Genomic DNA, 21,146 nt, shown 5'->3' with positions numbered 1-21,146 from the left:
TGCGCTGTTTTTCGTGTAGCTTTTCCTGCATGGCTTGTTTATCTTACAGATGAAAACCTTCCATAAACCACCACCACTTCACCCCGTCCCGCAATAGTAATGGAAACTTCTGCAATGCTCAGCATATTCAAAGAGACCCAGGCCCTTCTTGATGGCCATTTCAAGCTCACCTCCGGCCGCCACAGCGACTCCTACTTTCAGTGTGCAAAAGTGCTGCAGCACCCGGAACATCTCGGCACTATCTGCAGCGCCATTGCCGACCATTTCAGGGAAAGCGGCGTGGACACAGTCATTTCGCCTGCCATCGGAGGGATTGTGGTCGGCACCGAAGTAGGACGCCAGCTCGGTGTCAAAACAATTTTTGCAGAGCGCAAGGACGGCAGAATGACCATCCGCCGCGGCTTCAGCCTTGAAAAGAACGAGCGGGTACTGGTGGTGGAAGATGTCATCACCACGGGAGGATCGGTCGCAGAGGTGATGGCCCTGGTAGAAGCCGCAGGAGCAGAGGTTGCTGGCGTCGGCTGCGTGGTCGACCGAAGCAACGGCACTGTCAGGCTTGCCGACTCTCAATTCTCCGTCATCTCGCTTGAGGTACACAGCTGGCCGGCCGAATCCTGCCCGCTCTGCCGTAACGGCGTGCCCATTGAGGCCCCCGGAAGCAGGGCCGCCAGCCCCTCCCCCTCTGCATGAGCAGCCGCCAGCCCATCAGGACAGTCTCTTTCATCGGCCTCGGACTGATAGGGATGTCGCTCCTCAGGGCACTGAAAGCCAGTGTTCCGGCAGGGAAAAACTCTCCCGTCATGAGCGGCTACGATCCTTCGTTCAGCGAAAGCGACCGCGAAGCAGTCCTGTGCCTTGGGCTTGACCGTTTCACCGACAACAGAAACGAGCTCTTCAGCGCCGACCTGGTGGTGCTTGCCGCTCCAGTTGAAACCAACATTGCACTCCTGGATGAACTCAAAGAGCTCGCTCCGAAGTCCACTCTGGTGGCGGATGTGTCCAGCACGAAAACCATGATCTGCCGTCGGGCAAAAGAGCTCTCAATCCCCTTTATCGGCATGCACCCGATGGCAGGAAAAGAGCAGCAGGGCTATCGGGAAAGCAGTGAAGAGTTGATTCGGGGCAGCCGGGTGATTCTCTGCGGGGAGCCGGATGATCTCAACTCTTTCAGAGGGACGCTTCTCCGGGAAATGCTTGAGGCGGCAGGATGCCGCATCAGCCTGATGGACGCCGAGGAGCATGACCGCGTTACAGCCTGCATCAGCCACCTTCCCCAACTGGTATCAACGGCACTGATGACCCGGTGCGCCGGTGCGCTGGAGTCTTCAGGACCCGGATTTCTCTCCATGGCGAGGCTTGCCGCGAGCCCCTGGAGCATATGGCGCGACATCATCTCGACCAACAGCGGGAACATTGCCGATGAACTTGAACGGTTTTCTCTTGAGCTGAAGGAACTTGCGGATGAAGTCCGCCGGAATGACCGGAAAAAACTTGAAGGACGATTCAATGAAGCCAACCGGCAGCATACCCTGCTGAAGGAGATGAACCGCAAATGAGCCTTGGAATTGTTGTCAATGTGTCGCGCCAGAGCGCAATTGATCTTGCCCGCAGGCTTGCCCGGTGGCTGGACGAAAGGAAGGTTGACTATGTGTTTGAATCGCTTTCGGCTGAAAAAACCGGGAGCCATCGTAGTGCGCCGATTGAAGAGCTCAATACTCAATGTGATGCATTCATTTCGCTCGGTGGTGACGGCACCCTCCTTTTCACTTCACAGCACTCCGTCACAAAACCTGTCATCGGGGTCAATGTCGGCCGGCTCGGATTCCTTGCGGAGTTCTCGCCAGAAGAGATGCTGCCTGCCGTGGAACGGTTCCTCAATGGCGACTATTCCATCCACACCCGATCACAGCTTGAAGCAGGTCTTCTCACCAATGGCAGCCCGGAGCATTTCCGGGCCCTCAACGATGTCGTGATTGAAAAGGGAACCTACCCGCGCATTCCCGCATTCATCATAAAGCTTGACGGCGAACTGCTCAGTTCATACAGGGCTGACGGCATCATCATTGCAACCTCAACCGGATCCACCGCCTATTCAATGTCGGCAGGCGGCCCCATCATTGCCCCGAAATCGAGCGTGGTGGTCATCACCCCCATCTGTCCGCACATGCTGACCGTCCGCCCGATAGTCATCAGCGACGAAAAGAGTATTGAGGTATCTGTTGACGCACCCGACGGCGCTTTTCCGCTCAACTGTGACGGCCATCTGCGTAAAATGCTTGCCCCACAGGAGGTGGTGACGATAAAAAAGTCAAACCAGTCCATCAATCTGGTGGCCAACAGCAGCCGCGACTACTGCGAAGTGCTCCGGACGAAACTGCTCTGGGGCAGGGAAGCCTGAAAACAACACTGCACCCCGAGGTCGGCAGCGGAACCCTTACCCTTCAGCAGAAGAGGCTTCACAAAAGGGCCATTTCCCCTGCTCGGACAGAATCATCTCAACAATCTCCCTAATGCATCCGTCGCCTCCCTCATAGGCAGAAATATATCCCACACGGTTGCGGAGATAGTCGGCCCCATTGATGGCTGTCACGGGAAACCCGACCTTTTCAAGAACAGGAATGTCACCGATGTCGTCGCCAATGCAGGCACACGCTTCGTCAGATAGGGCGTATCGATCACGAAACGACTCATAGGCCGAGAAAAAGTCGTCGGCAGAAAAATAGAAATCCCTCACACCCAGTTCACCCAGAAGGGTACGATACCCCTCAGAACTTCTGGGGGAGTAGACCGCAACCCGAATCCCCTGACCAACAGCCTCCTTTATGCCCAGAGCGTCCCGTATGGAAATGGAGCAGAGTTCAAGACCGTTGCCCTCAACGGTAATGCGACTGCCATTCAGCACTCCGTCAATGGGAAAAAACAGGGCACGGACCGCCTTAAGCGCCTGGCTGACCCGTGAAGACGGGTCGGCCTGGGAGGGCTGCATACCGAAGTATTGGAAACCTGACAATGTGGTGGGGTTTAGGATGAAGGAAGTGACTGCACGCAGCCATAAAGAGCGAGCAACTGACTGACAAGAGGAGCAAAATCGCCGAGAGGAATCTGGGTGGCAGCATCCGACATAGCCCTCTCCGGGTCGGGATGCACCTCAAAAAACAGTCCATTGACGCCGGTGGCAACCGCTGCCCGTGCCAGCGGCAGAACATACCCGCGCTCTCCGCCCGAAACCCCATCTCCGGCACCCGGCAGCTGCAAGCTGTGTGTTGCGTCGTAAATGACAGGCCAGCCTGACTCGGCCATTTTCACAAGCCCCCTGAAATCAACAACAAGGTTGTTGTAACCAAAACTTGTGCCGCGTTCAGTCAGCATGATGCGCCGGTTACCGGTTGCTGAAACCTTGCCGGCAGCGCGTGCCATGTCCTGCGGCGCCATGAACTGCCCTTTCTTGATGTTGACGGCAAGTCCGCTCTCTCCGGCAGCCACAAGAAGCTCGGTCTGGCGGGAAAGGAATGCAGGTATCTGCAGCACATCAACATACCGCGAAGCCAATGCAACATCTTTGGTTTCATGCACATCAGTAAGCACCGGCATACCGTATGTCCTGCCTATATCGGCAAGCACCTCAAGAGCCTTCTCGTCACCAATTCCGGTAAAGGAGCTGCCTGATGTCCGGTTGGCCTTGCGGTATGAACCTTTGAAAATAAACTGAACGCCCGTTGCGGCTGTTATGCGCCGCAGCTCTTCAGCAACTTCAATAGCCATCTCCCGACTCTCAATAAGGCAGGGGCCAGCAATCAGAAGGGGGCTTTTGGTTGAAGAGAATTCAATAGGGCCAATCGAGAACTTTTGCACGGCAGAGGAGTGTTGATATTGAGAAACAGAGAATACCCCGAACATTGCAATGTTGAGAAGGTAATCGTTAAATTTACAACATTATCCGTTTAATCACACCCGTCAATCAAACCAGCATGAACCATGAGCAGCACTGACACAAAAGAGCGACTCAAAGAGATAGAGAAACAGCTGGCCGACCTCGTCGGAGAGCAGACACTCATCAAGGCAAAATGGGATGCAGAAAAAGAACTGCTCCGGCAGTCGCGCGATCTGAAATCGCAGCTTGAAAACCTGCGGGTTGAAGCAGAGGAATATGAACGGCAGGGCAACTACGGCAAGGTTGCTGAAATCCGTTATGGAAAAACCGGAGAGATAGAAAAAGCCATAGAGGAGAACAGCCGCCAGATGGAGAGCCGGCAGGCGGCGGGCGAATTGATCATGAAAGAGGAGATAGATGCGGAGGACATTGCTGAAATTGTGGCAAAATGGACAGGCATTCCTGTGAGCAGAATGCTGCAGTCGGAACGCCAGAAACTGTTGCACATAGAGGAGGAACTGCACGCCAGAGTCATAGGGCAGAACGAAGCCGTCACAGCGGTCAGCGACGCGGTAAAACGCTCAAGAGCGGGAATGGGCGACATGAAACGACCCATTGGCTCCTTTATCTTCCTCGGTCCCACCGGTGTAGGAAAAACAGAGCTCGCAAGAACCCTTGCAGACTACCTCTTTGACGACGATGAGGCGATGATACGCATTGACATGAGTGAGTATATGGAGTCGCACACGGTCAGCCGTCTTGTGGGTGCCCCTCCAGGTTATGTCGGCTATGAGGAAGGGGGACAGCTGACCGAAGCGGTCCGGCGCAAACCGTTTTCCGTGCTGCTGCTTGACGAAATTGAAAAAGCGCACCCCGATGTCTTCAACATTCTGCTCCAGATTCTTGACGAGGGCCGACTGACAGACAGCAAGGGAAGAACAGTGAACTTCAAGAACACCATCATTATCATGACCAGCAATATCGGCGCTCAGCTGATACAGTCGGAGATGGAGAAAATTGACGGCCAGAAACGCGAGGATGTGCTTGAAGGGCTGCAGGAAAAACTTTTCACCCTGCTCAAGCAGCAGGTCCGGCCCGAGTTTTTGAACCGGATAGATGAAATCATACTCTTTTCACCGCTCACAAGAGAGGATCTGAAAAAAATCGTCTTGATTCAGTTCAATCTCATACGCGACACGGCACTTCGCCAGCACATCAGCCTCACCATTTCGGAGGATGCCCTCCAGTGGCTTGCCGATGCGGGGTTTGATCCTGCGTTCGGCGCCCGGCCGCTGAAAAGAGTCATGCAGCGGAAGCTCACCAACCGCATTTCAGAACTGATACTTGAAGGAACAATCAGGGAGGGGGAAAGCGTGGCCATTGATCTCCAAGAGGGAGCACTTACCTTTACGGGTGGCAAAAGCACATGATGCAGCTGAAGCTTACTGTACTCCTTTTAGGAGCCTTGCTGCTGCCGCCCTCCATAGCAGCAGCAGGCGGCAGCCATGCCGCTGACAGCCTCTCCATTAAAATAGGGCAGATGCTCATGGTAGGATTCCGGGGAACGACAGCTGCGAGTTCACCCGATATCCAGCGCGCCATCAGGGAGAACCACATAGGAGGAGTCGTACTCTTTGACTATGATGTTCCGTCCCGTTCACGCCCCCGCAACATCGTCAGCCCCGAACAGCTCGCTCATCTTACCCGCGATCTGCAGGCGCTCTCACAGACCCCTCTTCTCATTGCCATTGATCAGGAAGGAGGAAAAGTCTCGCGCCTCAAAGAGTCAGCAGGCTTCCCCCCATCGGTAACGGCGGAGTATCTGGGGAGCGTCAACAATCCCGACACCACCACCACCGCTGCCCGGAGAACCGCCCGCACCCTCCGAAGCCTCCATATCACCATGAATCTCGCGCCGGTGGTTGATCTCAATACCAACCCCCGGAATCCGGTCATCGGCCTGCTCGGCAGAAGTTTTTCGGCTGAAGCGGACCGGGTGACCCGAAATGCCGCACTGACGCTTGATGCATTTGAAAAAGAGGGCGTTCTCGGCACCCTCAAGCATTTTCCCGGTCACGGGAGCTCAACGACCGACTCACATCTTGACTTTACCGATGTATCCGCCTCGTGGTCGCCGGACGAGCTGCTTCCCTACCGGCGCCTCATCGCAGATGGGTTCAGTGGCGCCATCATGACAGCTCATGTTTTCAACGCCACGCTTGACCCCCGATATCCCGCCACACTCTCAAAACCGACCGTGACAGGATTGCTCCGAAACGAACTGGGGTTCCGCGGAGTGGTTCTCAGTGACGACATGCAGATGAAGGCCATTGCTGACCACTACGGCCTTGAAGAGGCCATTGCGCTGGCCATCAATGCGGGAGTGGACATCCTCGTCTTTGCCAACAACACTTCAAAATATGAGCCTCATATTGCAGGGAAAGCTGCAAAAATCATACGGTCTCTGGTCAAGAAAGGAACCATATCCCAACAGCAGATTGACGCATCGTTCATTCGCGTCACAACACTCAAAAAGCAGCTCCTCCCCACCTCTCAAAAAGTAAGAAACCAATGAAAACCCTTTACCTCGCACGGCATGCAAAATCAGACTGGAACAGTAACTGCTCCGACTTTGAACGGACACTGAACGAGAAAGGGATGAATGACGCGCCTCTCATTGCGGCAGCCATTGCAGCAAAAAAAGGGCCGAAACCCGACATTCTCATCAGCAGCCCTGCCAAAAGAGCGCTCAGCACCGCTGAAGCGTTTGCAGAAGCCTTCGGAATCGGGAAGGAAACAATCCATATGGAGATGGGGATATACCATGGAGGTGCTGATGAACTGCTGGAACTGGCACAAAGCGTCCCCGACAGCGCAGAGAGCCTGATGCTGTTCGGCCACAACCCCGCCATGAGCGAATTTGCCAACCGCATGGGAAGGAATGCGCCGCACCATCTTTCACCATGCAGCGTGGTGCGCATTGACCTGGATGTTGCGGAATGGAAGGAGGCAGGAAAAGAGAAGGGAGAAACCCTGTGGCATGAACATCCTGAAAAGAATCACGACCACTGAAGGGCGCCCCCCTGGAACATTCAGTCGCGCTCGGGCTTTGGCTCCCTGGTCATAAGATCAAGAATCGCCTCCTCTGCAGCCTTCCCCTCAAACAGCATTTCGTAAACCGCGCGGGTGATGGGCATGTCCACATCGAGCGAACTGCTCAGCTCATAAACCGCACGGGAGGTATGCACTCCTTCAGCAACCATGTTCATATGGGAGACAATGTCCTCAAGCGTGCGCCCCTTTCCGATCTCCTCACCAACAAAACGGTTCCGGCTGTGCCGGCTCAGGCAGGTTACGACCAGGTCACCAATGCCCGAAAGTCCTGAAATAGTCATGGGATCACCACCCAGCTTCAGCGCAAAGCGGGATATTTCCGCCATCCCACGGGTAATGATGGCCGCCTTGGCGTTGTCACCGAAACCGATGCCATCGGAAATACCCGCCGCTATGGCGATGATGTTCTTGACCGAACCGGCAACTTCCACGCCCACAATATCGGTGTTGACATAGACCCGGAACATCCCCGTATGGAAAACCTCCTGCACCGCTTCAGCGGTTTCAATGGAAGGGGAGGATGCCACAACTGTAGTAGGCTGGTTGCGGGCAACCTCTTCTGCATGGCTGGGCCCATACAGGGCGGCAACCTGAGAGGGAAGAAGATTGGGAAGTTCGTCAGCCAGAACCTCCGACATGCGTTTGCCGCTCCCCACCTCAATACCTTTCGCCACATTAACCACAGTGCGCCCCTCAAGCCGAAGAGAGCTGAACTGTCGTACAGTTTCGCGAAGCGCCTGTGAAGGCACTGCCGTCACTATCATGGAGGTGTCTTGAAGCGCAAGGGAAAGATCGGATTCAACCTCCAGTGAAGGGGGGAAAATTGACCCCTTTAGGTAACTGGTATTTTCACGATCGCGCCGAAGCTGCTCCGCAAATGCCGGCCGATGGGCCCACAGTTTCACCCGGTACCCCTTTTCAGCCAGAAGAATGGCAAGTGTGGTTCCCCAGCTGCCAGCACCGAGTACCGAAATATCCATCAGCTGAGAACGAGTCGCTTATGCATGCTTTCTGAATGTCACGCGGTTTTCCGTCCCGGAAATAAGGCGGCGGATATTGGCCCGATGGGTAAAGAGAATGGCAAAAGCCACCAGAAGGCCGAAAATTATCAGGTGGTAGTCAAGGCTGTCATGAAATGAGAATGACTCGCCGAACAGGCGGATGTAATAGTCAAGCCCTCCACCAAGCTCAAACACATACTTCCGTATGGCGATGATGAGGGGGAATGCTACAGCAGCAAAAATGGAAGCCACAGAAACATAACGGGAGAACCAGACGGTCAGGAGAAAAATGCCTATGACCATCAGCATGCTCACTGGAGCAATACCTATAAGCATTCCTGCGGCGGTACTGACCCCCTTGCCCCCTTTGAACCCGGCAAAAACGGTAAAGACATGGCCGATGACGGCACTCATGCCCGCAAGAAGACGAAGCGCCACCTCATTGATGTCGGGGAACGCCCCTATCGGGTGGTGACGGAAAAAGGCGACGACCGACACAGCGGCAACAACACCTTTGACGATGTCAATCAGGGTGACGGTCAGTCCGGTTTTCCATCCCAGAACCCGGAACGCGTTGGTTCCGCCGGCATTTCCGCTACCGAAGTTTCTGATGTCAATGCCCTTCATCATCTTTCCAGCCATGATGCTGGTAGGAATGGAGCCGATGATGTAGCTCACGGTAAGAATCGCAAGTAATGTCAGCATATCCTGTTCTGATTTTGTTTTATGGAGTGAACCCCGCTCACCTCCATGAGAAAAAACAAAAAAACATCAGGCATTGGAGACCTGACCTATAAGATAGGCATTTTCTCCCTGAGATTTCAAAGCCTCCATCACCCGGTCCGATGCATCCGGGGCAACAATCAGCACAAGACCGATACCGAGATTGAATGTGCGACGCATATCCTCCTCCGGAACAGAGCCCTCACGGCGGATGAGATCAAAAATCGGAAGCTCCGGCCACGCATCCCAGTTCACATCAAGCCTCAGTCCATCGGGCACAATGCGCATGGTATTGCCCATGAGGCCGCCACCGGTAATGTGCGACAGTCCGTGAATATCCGGCGAACCGAAAAACGGCTCTACCACCCGGAGATAGGAACGATGCACTTTCAGGAGCTCCTGACCGACTGTTCCCTGAAGGCCGCTGAAGGTCTCGTTCATTCTGCCCTCAAACACCTTTCTGGCAAGCGAGTAGCCATTGGTGTGGAGGCCGGTGGAAGGAAGCGCAATCATCACATCGCCTGCCTGTATTCGGGAGCCGTTGACAATTTTTGCATGGTCAACAACACCCACAATTGTGCCGGCAAGATCAAAATCCTCCAGAGTATACACGCCCGGCATTTCAGCCGTCTCACCCCCAATCAGAGCACAGCCGTTTTCACGGCAGGCATCTACCATGCCGCTGACAACTGCAGCTGCAACCTCAGGGTCAAGCTTTCCGCAGGCATAGTAGTCAAGGAAAAAAAGCGGTTTTGCTCCGCAGACAAGAATATCGTTGACACAGTGGTTCACCAGGCATGAGCCGACCGTGTCGTAGGCGCCAAGTTCCACAGCGATTTTCAGTTTTGTCCCCACGCCATCAATGCTGCTGACCATCACAGGGCGCTGGTAACTGGCGAAATCAGGTTCAAAAAAGCCGCCGAAGGCACCAATGTCAGTTATGACTCCCGGCGTATTGGTCTGACGGACCTTCCCTTTGATGAGACGGACAAACTCTTCGCCTGCCCCGATGTCGACTCCTGCTTTTTTATAATCCATAGCTCTCTGGCTCCATCCTGTTTTTTATCATTTATGCTCTCCCGGCCCCGGGCCACAAGAAACTCAGGGCTTTCCTGCGGGGACCTCAAAAATGCCCGCAGCATCTTCACCGGAAAAAAACTCGCTGTGCAAGGCATTGATGGCTGCCACAACATCATGCTCCCCGACAACAAACCCCACATTGATTTCGGAAGCTCCCTGTGAAATCATACGGAGGTTCACCTCCTTCAGGGCACCGAAAATTCTTCCGGCAACACCCCGCGACATGCGGAGATTATCACCAACAACACTGACGGTGGCAACACCATGCTCAACATCAACCTCGCCGAACTCTCTGAGGTCGTCGAGAAGCATGTCGGTAAAACACGCATCATCAACCGTAACGGAGACGGAAACCTCACTTGTCGCAATCATTTCAACTGAAATGGCGTAACGGGCAAACACATCAAACAGTTCGTTCATGAAACCGTGCCTTCCCAGCATACGGTTTGAACGGATATTTATTATTCCCTGGCCCTTTTTGACCGCGATGGACTTGACCAGACCGCCGTAGCTCATACCCGAAAGGCGGACGGGGTCGTTGGTTATAACGGTTCCCCGGGCGTCGGGATGCCAGGTATTGAGAACAAAAACCGGAATATTCTTTTCAACTGCCGGGGCTATGGTATCAGGATGCAGTACCTTGGCGCCGAGATAGGCAAGCTCCGCAGCCTCGGAAAAGGTCATCACTCTGATGCTTCGTGCATCAGGCACCACTCTGGGATCGCAGGTCATCACACCGTCAACATCGGTCCATATCTGAATGGCCGAAAGATGCAGCCAGGCACCAAGCAGCGCTGCCGAAAGGTCGCTTCCGCCTCTACCGAGCGTCGTTGTCCGACCATCAGCAGTTGCGCCTATGTACCCCTGGGTCACAACGGTCGTGCCTGCTGCAAGCAGCGGGGCGATGACTTCAGTTGCCCTCGCCCTGCACTCCGCCTCAATCGGGCGGGCGAACCCGAAGTTGCCATCGGTTATCATGATGGTGCGGATATCCACCCACCTGGCGCTGTGGCCGGCCGCCTGCAGCGCTGCCGCAAATACTGTTGTGGAGAGGAGTTCGCCAAAGGAGCAGAACATGTCACGCGAGCGTTCGGTCAGTTCGCCAACAATTTCAACGCCTTTGACGAGAAGCTCAAGGCGCGAGAGAATTTCCTCAATCCTGAGGACAAGCTCCGCTTTTGCAGCCTCTTCGGTGAGAAGTTCGTCAACAAGACCAAGATGGTGGGCGCGCACCTCTCCGGCAAGCGCCAGCGCATCATCAAGCAAACCGCTGCCGGAGGCATCGGCAATACGAAGAAGCATGTTGGTTATGCCGCTGCAGGCGCTGAGCACAACCAGCGGGGTTGACTCCTGCTCCTGTCGGGCAACAATCGAAATGGCCTGCCGCATAGCCTTGGCGGATCCAATGGAGGTACCGCCGAATTTCATCACAGCCATAAAATCTTGCACATTGTTTACAGCAGCAAACCCGCTGCCGTGAATGCCCCGACCCGAACGGGAAGGGAAGGTTCTTTCAGGAGTGCAAATATAGCTTAAAAAATGAAAATCTTCTATGGCCCCGCGAGGGGAAGAGCTTGTAGTATGGGAGAATGTTTATATTGTGCCACTGAATTTGAACAACGATACCATATGCCCCTGTCAGGAAAAAACAACACAGTCCAGCTGGCGATAGCTCTTGAAGCCACCAGCCATGAACTGGCAATTGCGCTTCTCTCGCTTGAAGGCATCGTCTCCTTCCAGGAGGAGGATGAACTGCTGCTGGCCTATCTGCCCGAACAGGGCTGGGACCCTGACAGGGAACAAGCCGTGAGGGCCATACTGCAACGGCTTCCCGGTGAACCCCCGGCAATGGAGGTTTCATTCATCACCGATCGGAACTGGAATGCCGAGTGGGAGGCCCACCTGAAACCCGTTGAAATATCAGACCGGTTCCTCATTGCCCAGAAAAAAGGGGAGGCGCCAAGAAAGCCCGGGCAGATTGTGCTGACCATCAATCCAAAAATGTCGTTCGGCACCGGATATCACGAAACGACACGGCTGATGCTCCGACAGCTTGAAGAGATGGACATCAGGAACGAGCGGATTATCGACATTGGAACAGGGACCGGCGTGCTGGCCATCGCTGCACGAAAACTCGGCAACACCCAGCCGATTCTCGCGTTCGACAACAGCAGCTGGGCTGCTGAAAACGCAGCTGAAAACATTGTTGAAAATGAGGTCAGCGACATCCGCGTTGAACTGCTGGATGCTGAAGAGGATCTGAAAAACAATCTACAACAGGGATACACCCTCATACTCGCCAACATCAACAAAAATGTCATCGACCGGATTCTGCCGGTCATCGCCCAAAGCGCACCCGAGGCATCCGTCCTTCTTTCCGGCATCCTTGCCTGGGACGAGGCCTGGCTCAAAAAACTGCTCAAACGGCTCAAGTACGAGGCCGTGAGGACAATCTACGAAGAAGAGTGGCTCTCCGCTCTGGTCCGACGCAGTTCACCATAAACCTTATCACAAAACAGACTCATAGTATGGAACGCGTTTCCTGCATAGATATTGGCACCAACACCGCTCTTCTTCTCATTGTCGACATTGACCCGCTGAAAGGCACAATAGAGCCGGTATATCACAAACAGGCAATAGTGCGCCTCGGCCAGCAGGTCGACGAACTGAAAATCATTGATCGCGAGGCCAAGGAACGGCTGATCAACTGCCTGCTGGACTTCAAAAAAATCAGCGACGACGAGGGGGCGGATACCATTATCGCAACCGGGACCAGTGCGCTGCGCGATGCAAAAAACCGGATGGAGGTCACCAGCGAACTGGTCCGGTCAACCGGTATCGTCGTTCGCTGCATCAGTGGCGAAGAGGAGGCCGAGCTCACCTTTTTCGGGGCAGTTTCAGGAATGGGGAACATTCCCGACCCCTTTACAGTCACGGACATAGGTGGGGGAAGCACAGAAATTTCCATGGGCTCCACAGGCGGCATTACCCAAAGCGTCAGCCTCGATATCGGCTCCGTTCGGCTGACCGAGCGGTTTTTCCACTCCCTCCCCCCGGCACCCGAAGAGTACACCATGGCAAAAGAGGAGATCAACCGTGTTCTGACCGGGGCGGTCCTCCCCTTTTTCGCCTCCCGCGAACAGGTATATGGCGTAGCCGGAACCATAACGGCCATTGCACAGATTGTTCAGGGGGACAGGGAGTTTGATGTGACGAAAGTCCACAACTACCTCCTCAGCTACAACGATGTTCATAACCTTCTGGAGCGCCTGAAAGAAATGAAGCTCGAGGAGATTACCGCATTGGGTATTCCCGAAGGACGGGCAGATGTGATTACCATGGGCACACTGATTCTCCATCAGTTCATGCGCCTCCTGGGCATCGGAGAAATCCGTGTCAGCGCACAGGGGCTCCGCTACGGTCTTGCACTCAAGGAGCTTCTTCGCCTTCAGGGCGAAGGCTGAGGCAGAAATAAACGGTCGCTTCACCGGCAGCATTGCGCGAGAAAAAGAGAAATCGGCTGCTGCTCTCTTTGAGGCGGTAAAGCCGGCGGAGTTCTTCGGGCGAAAGCGGAAAATCCCTTCTCTGTATGGAGGCCCCGAAAATCTGATGCTCTTTAAGAAACCGCCGGAACAGCTTGGGTTTGTAGGGGGTGAGGGCAACAAGCCGGAACGCCCTGCCGGGAAACACTGCTTCTGAAGGGCCGCCCGTCAAGTAATCTACCGAGTGGTTCAGAAACTCCAGCCCGAACTCTTCGGCAACCTCCGCCGAAAGCCCTGCCTTGATGATTGCAGGGTCGGGCTCAAAGAAACAGGGGCCGGGCTCCGCCGTAACCCTCCTCTCTACCCCCTCTCTACCCGAAACCTCGTACTCACCAATACCCGATGAGTGAAGGCAGACCGCTTTGCGTTCAGGCTCTTTCTCCTGCGCCGTTCCCTTGAGGAGAATCAGCATGCTCTCCCTGCACTGACGGTCGAGAGAGACAACAATGATTGAGGAAAGTGAAGGGAGTTCTCGCTTCAACCCTGAGAGTTCAAGCGCAGGGGAGGCTTTTATGCATACCCCGGGCGCCTTGTGGATCAATTCATTGTGGCCCGAAACAACATCCGGAGAGCTCTCGCTGAGTCCCACCCTCCGCCTCCCCGACTCACGCCGGTCGGGGTCAACGAATATCCAGTCAAGAATGCCGGAAGGAATGGAGTCGAGAACAGCGAAGGCATCGCCACATTGAATGGCCACATTCTTCCGTTCAAGAACCTGCATGGTATGGGAGGCAAGTCTGCAGAGAAGAGGATCGCGCTCAACGAAATCAATACGGGCGAACGCTCCTGCAAGAAAAGAGCTGTCAATGCCCAGTCCGCCTGAGAGATCAATCGCCCTCTGACCACTCATCTGCGATGCACGATAGGCAGCCACCCGTTCAGCCGATGCCTGCTCAAGAGCACGGGAGGTATAGAGCAACGGTCGGGTGGAAAGTCGGGGCAGTTTTTTTGCCGCCTTCTTCCTGCAGGCTATCTGCTCTGCTATCGCCCTGACGGGAATGTCTGTCCGGCCGGCATTGCGCATGGCGTATGCAGCCGGATCCTCATCAGCGTTCCGGCCTATCTCCTCCATCACTTCAGGCCGGAGGAGCAGCTCAAGCTCATCCTCCCTCACCCTTTCACGCCCTCCAGGGCCACAACCTCGCCAAGCGCCGCCGTCAGCAGGTCCAGATCCCCTTCGTCAATAATAAAGGGGGGCATCAGGTAGACCAGCCGGCCGAAGGGGCGCACCCAAACCCCGCGCCTCACAAACTCCTTCTGGATGGCGGCCATGTTGACCGGCCGATCCAATTCAACCACGCCGATGGCTCCCAGCACCCTCACATCCACCACACCCTCAATCGAGTGGCAAGGCTCAAGCCCCCGCAAGAGACCCGCCTCAATTCGCTGCACCGAGTTCTGCCAGGAAGACGAATGCAGCAGTCCGAGACTTGCTGAAGCTACCGCAGTGGCAAGCGGATTGGCCATGAAGGTCGGGCCGTGCATGAAGACCCCCGGCTCGCCCGACGAAATTGCATCGGCAACCTCTCCCGAAGCCAGGGTTGCGGCAAGCGACATGTACCCACCGGTCAAAGCCTTTCCAACAGTGAGAATATCGGGCACCACGCCGGCATGCTCCATGGCGAACAGTTTCCCTGTCCGGCCGAATCCGGTAGCGATTTCATCAAAAATGAGCAGCACGCCGTAAGCTGTGCAGAGCTCACGAAGCCTCACCAGCCAGTCGGCAGAATAGAACCGCATACCCCCCGCCCCCTGCACCACCGGCTCCACAATAACAGCAGCCAGCTCATCGTGATGCTTCTCCAGCAGGCCGGCAAGCGGCGCAATATCCTCTTCGGTACAGGGTTCACCATAGCGGCACCGGGGAGCGGGGGCAAAAAACTGCTCCTGAATGGCGCCGCGGAACAGTGAGTGCATTCCAGTCATTGGATCGGAAACCGACATGGCGCCAAAGGTGTCGCCGTGATAGCCGCAACGGAGCGCGAGCATCCTTTTTTTTCCCGGCCTGGAAAGGGCTTCCCAATACTGGACAGCCATTTTGATGGCAATTTCAACAGCAACAGAACCCGAATCGCTGAAAAAGACCCTGTCGAGTGAATCGGGAGTCATTTCCACCAATTGGCGGGCAAGCCTCACCGCCGGCTCATGGGTAAGCCCCCCGAACATCACATGACTCATCCGCTCCAGCTGCTGGCTTGCTGCACTGTTGAGCACGGGATGATTGTAGCCGTGAATGGCCGCCCACCATGACGACATACCATCAACCAGCTCCCGACCGTCCTCCAGCTGCAGGCGAACCCCGCTTGCCCCGGCAACCGGAAAAACAGGCAAAGGATTCTTCATTGAAGTGTACGGATGCCAGATGTAGCGGCGGTCGAAATCAAGATCAATCATGACAGTGCGAAATCGTCTTTATGGAAAAAGGTCACGGTTCTGGCACAAGAAAGCCCAGCTGCTCAAGATCAGTCCTGTGGAAAGAGGCGGAGCGGAAATCAATCACAGGCAAAGAGAGAGAACGGCGCGACAGCTCCCGCCGGATGGTTTCAAGCGAGTCCTCTGCAATGAGGGGATCGTGCTCTCCAAACCGGTTGTAGATAATCCCCCTCAGCGGAACTTCACGACAGAGGCAGGCCTCGACGGAAAGCAGGGTATGGTTGATGCTTCCGAGGCGCGGAGTTGCAACAAGCAGAAGATCCCATCCACCGCTCTTGACATAGTCAAGAAAAAGCATGTCGGGAGAAAGAGGGACAAGCAACCCTCCCACTCCCTCAAGCAGCACCTCGTCATACTGCTCCAGAAGAGCGTTTACGGAGGCACTGATACCGGCAAGATCAACCTCGCTTCCAGCCATGCGGGCGGCAAGATGGGGAGAGGCGGGAAGGGGAAAAACCTGAGGGCAGGTAAGCCGGAGACGGTCAGCCTCCTCAAGGGGGATGCCCATCAGCCGCCGGTGCTCCACAATATCGTCTGCAATGCCGGTGCAGCCGGTCTGGACTGTTTTTGAAGTCATGACCCGCACCCCCCGGTGAAGCAGGGAGGCAGCGAGCAGCCCGGTCACAGCGGTCTTTCCCACCCCGGTATCAATTCCGGAAACAACCGTAAGACGGCCATTCACAGCTCTCTTCTCCTCAGCACGCAATAGAGCGGGCGATAGGTAAGGCTGACCCCTCCCTGTACCCGAAACAGGCGGCTGTAGTTCTCCATAAAGTCCAGATAACGGCTTCTGCTCCACCGCTCCCCGCCAAGACCGTTGACTCCGGTCTGGCGAATATGGCCAAGCACCTCACGAGGCGAGGAAAAAGTGAGCTGCTCCCGGCTCTCCTTCAGTTCAAGCAGCTCAAAATGCCGTCCGGCAATCTCCCCGATCTCCTCCGTGGTCCGGTAGCTGAGGCCTCCCCCTCCAAGCATGGCAATTTCCTCCATATTGCCCACAGTAAAAGAGGTGAAGGCAAACAGTTTTCCCGGGACGAGGCTCCGCCTGACTGCGGCAAAGAGCTTGTCAAGATCGTTGAGCCACTGCAGGGTAGCGTTTGAGACCACAAGATCCTGCGAACCGGGCAACTCACCGCACTCCTCAATATCTCCCTTGAGAAAACTGAACTCCGCGATACGCAAACGGCGGGCAATCTCCCGCAATGGCTCCCGGCACTCCCCGACAAGATCGTTGGCCGTCAAGCTGGCCACCGGAAAAGCCTCCAGAAGAAGCTCCGTCAAAAGCCCCGAGCCCGCTCCGATTTCCAGAACCCTTCCCAGCCTCTCCTCTCCAGCATGCAGGCGTACCATGGAAACCAGCTCACGGGCCATAGCCTCCTGCACCACCGCACTTTCAGGGTAGGAGCAGAGCGCCCGGCGGAAACGCTCTCCGACAAGCATTTTGTCCTTCACTCCGCTCATGCCGTCAGCTCCATAATGGTTGAATGGTGAAAAAAAGGCCAGTGAGGCATTTCTGAAACAATCCGCTGCCCGGTCCCCTCCCATGCGGAGCGCTGGCTTTCGGGAAGAAAAATTGCGTCTTTCAGCCCGATAATTGCCCGGGAATAGCTCCACCCCGTCGGCTTTTCGGCCGGCCCGCCGGAAATCGCCTTCCTGATCAAACGAAGCTCCTCCTGCTGGTCGGCAGCGCCTCTCATGGATGACATGGTGGTGAAATGACGGAGCACCTCCCGCGAACCGCACATCCGCCGGTTGAAACGCACTCTGTTCTCTTCAGAGTAGCTCTCAAGCGTCGCGTCAAACACAGCAGGATCAATGCCCAGATCCGCATGACGGGGATAGAGCGTTCCATTCACGGCAACAGCGAAATGGGGCACCGGAACGCCGGAGCGCCCGGCCGCCCAAACGCCCAGAGACCATGCCAGAAGAGTCCGGCGGGGATACTCCTCAGCCGCCAGGCAGAGTTCCGCGCTGCACTGCGGGCTCCGGTAATCATGAAAAGCAACCATGTCGCCCCGGAACCCCTGTTCAACGGAGCGGGCAAAAAGAGCCTTCGCCGGAGCAGAGTCCATACCCCACCCGCTGAAAAAAAGCACCAGCTCTTCAGCTCCCGTTTTTCTCAACCACACCTCCTTCATGCAACCTCCCCGAGAGCATCCAGAACTCCCGAAACATCTTCCCGGTGAAGGGTGGCGCGAAGGGAAATGCGGAGACGGGCCGTATTTTCAGGAACCGTCGGGGGACGAACCGGCAGAGCCAGAATTCCCCGTTTTCTGAGTGCTGCGGCCATGGCAACCGCCTGACTGTTCGCTCCGGCGTAAACCGGCACAATATGGCTGTCTCCAGGAACAGTGAACCCCTTCTGCTGCAGAGAAGTGCGGAGGCTGGAGGCAAGTGCCTGCAGCCACGCCCTCTCCTCCTGCATCCGGCTCTGGCGCCGAAGGGTCCAAAGACTCCAGGAAAGCATCACCGGAGGGATGGCCGTCGTAAAAATAAAAGGCCTTGCAGTATTGACCAGATACTGCCGCAGGAGAGGAGCCATGATGGCATAGGCTCCGGTGGACGCAAATGCCTTGCCGAATGTGCCCACAATAATGTCAATTTCTTCACCCAGACCCTCCTGTTCAGCGAGCCCCAGACCCCGGAGGCCAAGTGTGCCAACCGCATGAGCCTCGTCAAGGATGAGAATGGCCCCGTACCTCTTTTTCAGCTCAACGAGGCGTCCGCAGTCTACCCTGTCGCCATCCATGCTGAAAATGGATTCGGAAATAATAAAACACTGGCGCTGATTTTTCGTCCCCTCAGAGAGAAGCTCCTCAAGATGGTCGTAGTCGAGGTGGCGGTAACGCATCCAGCTGGCATCCGAAATTTTCAGCCCGTCAATAATACTTGCATGGTTGAGCCTGTCGGAGAGCACAAGGTCATGGCGGCCGGCAAGAGCGGGAAGAATGCCTGTATTGGCATGGTAGCCGCTGTTGAACAGCATGGCCGCCCGGTCGCCATAGAGCGTTGAGAGCTCCGCCTCCAGCGCATCGGCAAGTGGATGGTTTCCGGTGAGAAGGCGAGAGGAACAGCTGCTCATGGGGGGCAGCTCAGGGCCCATCTCCCTGAGCCACGCAGAACGCAGGGCGGCGTCATCACCAAGACCCAGATAATCATTGGAAGAGAGGTTCAGGAGAGACTCCCGGCCGATTGTAATATGACGACCGGAGCGACCGGCAACACCGGGTATTGTCCGGTACCGGTCGGCCCTCTGCATTGCGTTGAGCTCGCGCTGTAAACGGTCATGAAACTCCATACTGCCCCTTCAGGAAAAACTGGCAAGGCGCTCGGAAAAACGCTGGTCATCAGCCAAGTCACGCCCCCGTGTGGTCAGGTACCCTCCCGTCAGGTAGCCATCCGCGCCCGAAAGCATCAGAAGCCCCTGAAAATCCTTCATGAGCGTCTCACGGCCGGCAGCAAACTTGATAATCGAATGCGGGTGGACAAGACGGGCCAGGGCGAACACCTTCACAATGTCGGCAAGAGGCACCGATTCGGCAGCCTGAAGCGGAGTCCCCTCAATGGGAACGAGAACATTGATGGGGATGACTGAGACATCAAGATCGCGAAGAGCAAAAAGCATGGCAACGCGATCCTCCATGCTTTCACCCACGCCGATAATTCCCCCGCAACACACATTGACTCCCTCCCGGCGAAGCAGGCGGACGGTCTCCATTCTCTCTTCAATCCCGTGCGTATCGGCAATGAGACCGGCATACTTTTCCGGCGCCACCTGAAGATTGATATTGTAATGGGCAATGCCGTGGCGAGCCAGAGCTGCTGCCGTTTCAGGTCCGAGTATGCCGATGGATGCGCAGACATTGAGCTCAGGCAGTTCCTCGTGCAGCCGGTCAATCATGGCAAGAATCCGCTTGAACTCCGCATTCATTGTTCTGTAACCGTAACCACTGGTGACAAGCCCGAAATGAGACACACCATGTTCGGCGCAGCTTCTGGCCTCAAAGAGTACAGCATCCTCGTCAACCAGGGGATAAACCTCAATATCAGCATGGTTATGTCGCGACTGGGCGCAGAACCGGCAATTCTCGCCACAGACCCCCGACTTGGCATTCATGATGGAGCATGCATGAATACCGCCCTTTCCCCAGCGGTTTCTGACTTTGTTGGCCAGCGAGGCAAGATCAAGCGAAAATTCCCCGGGAAGCGAAGCAAGAAGCTGTGCCTCTTCAAGAGAGATTGGCTCTCCAGTTTCAAGAACCCGGTATGCTGCTGCAATTGCCGGATGAAGCGTTTTTATGTCCATATTCTGCATTGAATTTACTGTCCAACCGGTTTACTGTTTCAGGGTAGCCTCTCCCGACCCTATCAGATGAACTGTTCCGTCCGACTCCACAACTCTCAATTCACCCAGAGCAGAAAGGCCCGAGACCCGCCCGGCTATTTTTCCATGAAGACGCGAAACCTCAACCTCCCGGTCTTTCAGCCAGGCGTGGCGCTCAAGATAGTCGAGCACAAAAGCAAGATCATCAACTTCACACCATTCATGGTAGAGTGGCTCGAAATGGTTGAAAATCTCCGCCAGAAGCTGCGGCCTGGACGCGATTCTGCCGGAGGCAAGCAGGAGCGATGTGGCGCTTTGGGAAAGATGGGGGGGAAAGCTCTCCTGATTGACATTGATGCCGATACCAACCACGACGAAATGCGCACAGTCCGCCTCCGACTCCATTTCGCAGAGAACTCCCGCCAGCTTCCGGCCATCGGAATAAATATCGTTCGGCCACTTGATTGCGGCTGAAAGATCCGGCAGAAGTGAGGCAATTGCCTTGTGGATTGCCACGGCAACAAGCAGAGTAAGCTGGGGAATGCGCTGAAGAGGCACACGGGGTCGAAGCACAAGGGAACAATGGATATTGACCCCCGGAGCCGACTCCCAGCTCCGGCCAAGCCGTCCCCGACCCCCGGTCTGTCTGTCAGCCGAAACAACAAGACCTTCAGCAGCCCCTTTCCCCGCAAGAACCCGTGCCGTTGTGTTGGTTGAAACAAGCTCCTCTTCCCAGACCATTTCCCTGGCGAACGCACTGGTATTGAGAAAGCGCGCAACCTCCGGCCCCGAAGGAGTTCCCGTCATTGAGGAAAGCCTGTAACCCCGCCCGCTGAGTGCCTCGATCCCGTAACCCCCCCTTCGAAGCATCATGATATGCTTCCAGACCGCGCTCCGGGTCATGCCGAACTCCCGCGAAAGAGCAGCGCCGGAAAGAAAACCGGAAGCAGAAGAGAGTCGGCCGAGAATCTGCTGCGAAACTTCGTTCATGAGAGAGGCAGGGAAAGATTGCCGAAAGAGGGATCGGCAGTTATTGTCAACCTGAATGTAGCATCAGG

22 protein-coding genes are annotated in these 21,146 nt (G+C 55.6%); 8 read left to right on the top strand and 14 right to left on the bottom strand.

Going from position 1 to position 21,146, the window contains the following annotated elements:
* Positions 1–99 precede the first annotated feature (99 nt).
* Genes pyrE through EKD02_RS01845 form a run of 3 tightly spaced genes read left to right on the top strand, consistent with a single transcriptional unit; the run spans position 100 to position 2,398 of the window.
* Positions 100–690: an orotate phosphoribosyltransferase gene (pyrE, locus tag EKD02_RS01855; RefSeq protein ID WP_011890924.1), complete on the top strand. Its 591-nt coding sequence runs from the start codon at positions 100–102 to the stop codon at positions 688–690.
* Positions 687–1,556, top strand: a complete 870-nt coding sequence (locus EKD02_RS01850) for a prephenate dehydrogenase (RefSeq protein ID WP_126341620.1) — start codon at positions 687–689, stop codon at positions 1,554–1,556. The genes pyrE and EKD02_RS01850 overlap by 4 nt, the downstream gene beginning before the upstream one ends.
* Positions 1,553–2,398, top strand: coding sequence for an NAD(+)/NADH kinase (locus EKD02_RS01845; RefSeq protein ID WP_126341621.1), 846 nt, complete (start codon positions 1,553–1,555; stop codon positions 2,396–2,398). Before EKD02_RS01850 ends, EKD02_RS01845 begins: the two co-directional genes overlap by 4 nt.
* Before the next feature lie 36 nt (positions 2,399–2,434).
* On the opposite strand, the gene EKD02_RS01840 is transcribed toward EKD02_RS01845, so the two are convergent.
* A complete protein-coding gene (locus EKD02_RS01840; protein WP_126341622.1) occupies positions 2,435–2,986 on the bottom strand; it encodes a KdsC family phosphatase in 552 nt (183 codons plus the stop codon).
* 35 nt (positions 2,987–3,021) lie between these two features.
* Positions 3,022–3,852, bottom strand: coding sequence for a 3-deoxy-8-phosphooctulonate synthase (kdsA, locus tag EKD02_RS01835; RefSeq protein WP_225739519.1), 831 nt, complete (start codon positions 3,850–3,852; stop codon positions 3,022–3,024).
* Positions 3,853–3,975: 123 nt separating this feature from the next.
* Between kdsA and EKD02_RS01830 the strand changes: the two genes are divergently transcribed.
* Genes EKD02_RS01830 through EKD02_RS01820 form a run of 3 tightly spaced genes read left to right on the top strand, consistent with a single transcriptional unit; the run spans position 3,976 to position 6,943 of the window.
* Positions 3,976–5,301, top strand: a complete 1,326-nt coding sequence (locus EKD02_RS01830; protein WP_126341624.1) for an AAA family ATPase — start codon at positions 3,976–3,978, stop codon at positions 5,299–5,301.
* Positions 5,298–6,446, top strand: coding sequence for a glycoside hydrolase family 3 N-terminal domain-containing protein (locus EKD02_RS01825; protein ID WP_126341625.1), 1,149 nt, complete (start codon positions 5,298–5,300; stop codon positions 6,444–6,446). The genes EKD02_RS01830 and EKD02_RS01825 overlap by 4 nt, the downstream gene beginning before the upstream one ends.
* Positions 6,443–6,943, top strand: coding sequence for a SixA phosphatase family protein (locus EKD02_RS01820; protein WP_126383553.1), 501 nt, complete (start codon positions 6,443–6,445; stop codon positions 6,941–6,943). The genes EKD02_RS01825 and EKD02_RS01820 overlap by 4 nt, the downstream gene beginning before the upstream one ends.
* Positions 6,944–6,963: 20 nt before the next feature.
* On the opposite strand, the gene EKD02_RS01815 is transcribed toward EKD02_RS01820, so the two are convergent.
* The 4 genes from EKD02_RS01815 to lysC all read right to left on the bottom strand — a co-directional run bounded on the left by EKD02_RS01815 (position 6,964) and on the right by lysC (position 11,226).
* Positions 6,964–7,965 (bottom strand): NAD(P)H-dependent glycerol-3-phosphate dehydrogenase, encoded by a 1,002-nt coding sequence (locus tag EKD02_RS01815; protein ID WP_126341627.1) that lies wholly within the window; start codon positions 7,963–7,965, stop codon positions 6,964–6,966.
* A gap of 18 nt (positions 7,966–7,983) precedes the next feature.
* Positions 7,984–8,691, bottom strand: coding sequence for a glycerol-3-phosphate 1-O-acyltransferase PlsY (gene plsY, locus EKD02_RS01810; RefSeq protein WP_011890933.1), 708 nt, complete (start codon positions 8,689–8,691; stop codon positions 7,984–7,986).
* 66 nt (positions 8,692–8,757) lie between these two features.
* On the bottom strand, positions 8,758–9,747 hold the full coding sequence (gene purM / locus EKD02_RS01805) for a phosphoribosylformylglycinamidine cyclo-ligase (RefSeq protein ID WP_011890934.1): 990 nt from the start codon (positions 9,745–9,747) through the stop codon (positions 8,758–8,760).
* 63 nt (positions 9,748–9,810) lie between these two features.
* On the bottom strand, positions 9,811–11,226 hold the full coding sequence (lysC, locus tag EKD02_RS01800; RefSeq protein WP_011890935.1) for a lysine-sensitive aspartokinase 3: 1,416 nt from the start codon (positions 11,224–11,226) through the stop codon (positions 9,811–9,813).
* A 192-nt stretch (positions 11,227–11,418) separates the two neighbouring features.
* On the opposite strand from lysC, the gene prmA reads away from it, so the two are divergent.
* A complete protein-coding gene (gene prmA / locus EKD02_RS01795) occupies positions 11,419–12,291 on the top strand; it encodes a 50S ribosomal protein L11 methyltransferase (RefSeq protein ID WP_041469922.1) in 873 nt (290 codons plus the stop codon).
* A 26-nt stretch (positions 12,292–12,317) separates the two neighbouring features.
* Entirely contained in the window at positions 12,318–13,253 is a 936-nt protein-coding gene (locus EKD02_RS01790; RefSeq protein ID WP_126341629.1) for a Ppx/GppA phosphatase family protein, read from the top strand.
* Here the strand turns inward: EKD02_RS01790 and EKD02_RS01785 are convergent.
* Genes EKD02_RS01785 through EKD02_RS01750 form a run of 8 tightly spaced genes read right to left on the bottom strand, consistent with a single transcriptional unit; the run spans position 13,219 to position 21,078 of the window.
* Positions 13,219–14,445, bottom strand: a complete 1,227-nt coding sequence (locus EKD02_RS01785; RefSeq protein WP_126383551.1) for a THUMP-like domain-containing protein — start codon at positions 14,443–14,445, stop codon at positions 13,219–13,221. The genes EKD02_RS01790 and EKD02_RS01785 overlap by 35 nt on opposite strands.
* Positions 14,442–15,725, bottom strand: a complete 1,284-nt coding sequence (bioA, locus tag EKD02_RS01780) for an adenosylmethionine--8-amino-7-oxononanoate transaminase (protein ID WP_126383549.1) — start codon at positions 15,723–15,725, stop codon at positions 14,442–14,444. Before bioA ends, EKD02_RS01785 begins: the two co-directional genes overlap by 4 nt.
* 31 nt (positions 15,726–15,756) lie before the next feature.
* Positions 15,757–16,446: a dethiobiotin synthase gene (gene bioD, locus EKD02_RS01775; RefSeq protein WP_011890940.1), complete on the bottom strand. Its 690-nt coding sequence runs from the start codon at positions 16,444–16,446 to the stop codon at positions 15,757–15,759.
* On the bottom strand, positions 16,443–17,225 hold the full coding sequence (bioC, locus tag EKD02_RS01770; RefSeq protein WP_011890941.1) for a malonyl-ACP O-methyltransferase BioC: 783 nt from the start codon (positions 17,223–17,225) through the stop codon (positions 16,443–16,445). Before bioC ends, bioD begins: the two co-directional genes overlap by 4 nt.
* Positions 17,222–17,902 (bottom strand): pimeloyl-ACP methyl esterase BioG family protein, encoded by a 681-nt coding sequence (locus tag EKD02_RS01765; RefSeq protein WP_011890942.1) that lies wholly within the window; start codon positions 17,900–17,902, stop codon positions 17,222–17,224. The genes bioC and EKD02_RS01765 overlap by 4 nt, the downstream gene beginning before the upstream one ends.
* A complete protein-coding gene (locus tag EKD02_RS01760; protein ID WP_126383548.1) occupies positions 17,899–19,062 on the bottom strand; it encodes an aminotransferase class I/II-fold pyridoxal phosphate-dependent enzyme in 1,164 nt (387 codons plus the stop codon). The genes EKD02_RS01765 and EKD02_RS01760 overlap by 4 nt, the downstream gene beginning before the upstream one ends.
* Before the next feature lie 9 nt (positions 19,063–19,071).
* Positions 19,072–20,070 carry a biotin synthase BioB gene (gene bioB, locus EKD02_RS01755; protein ID WP_126383546.1) on the bottom strand — a complete coding sequence of 333 codons (999 nt, stop codon included), beginning with the start codon at positions 20,068–20,070 and terminating at the stop codon, positions 19,072–19,074.
* 30 nt (positions 20,071–20,100) lie between these two features.
* A complete protein-coding gene (locus EKD02_RS01750; protein ID WP_011890945.1) occupies positions 20,101–21,078 on the bottom strand; it encodes a biotin--[acetyl-CoA-carboxylase] ligase in 978 nt (325 codons plus the stop codon).
* Positions 21,079–21,146: the final 68 nt, after the last annotated feature.

Origin of the sequence: Chlorobium phaeovibrioides (genome assembly GCF_003968655.1) — a bacterium.
GTDB lineage: Bacteria > Bacteroidota > Chlorobiia > Chlorobiales > Chlorobiaceae > Chlorobium > Chlorobium phaeovibrioides.
This window is presented reverse-complemented; position numbering and strand designations above follow the sequence as displayed.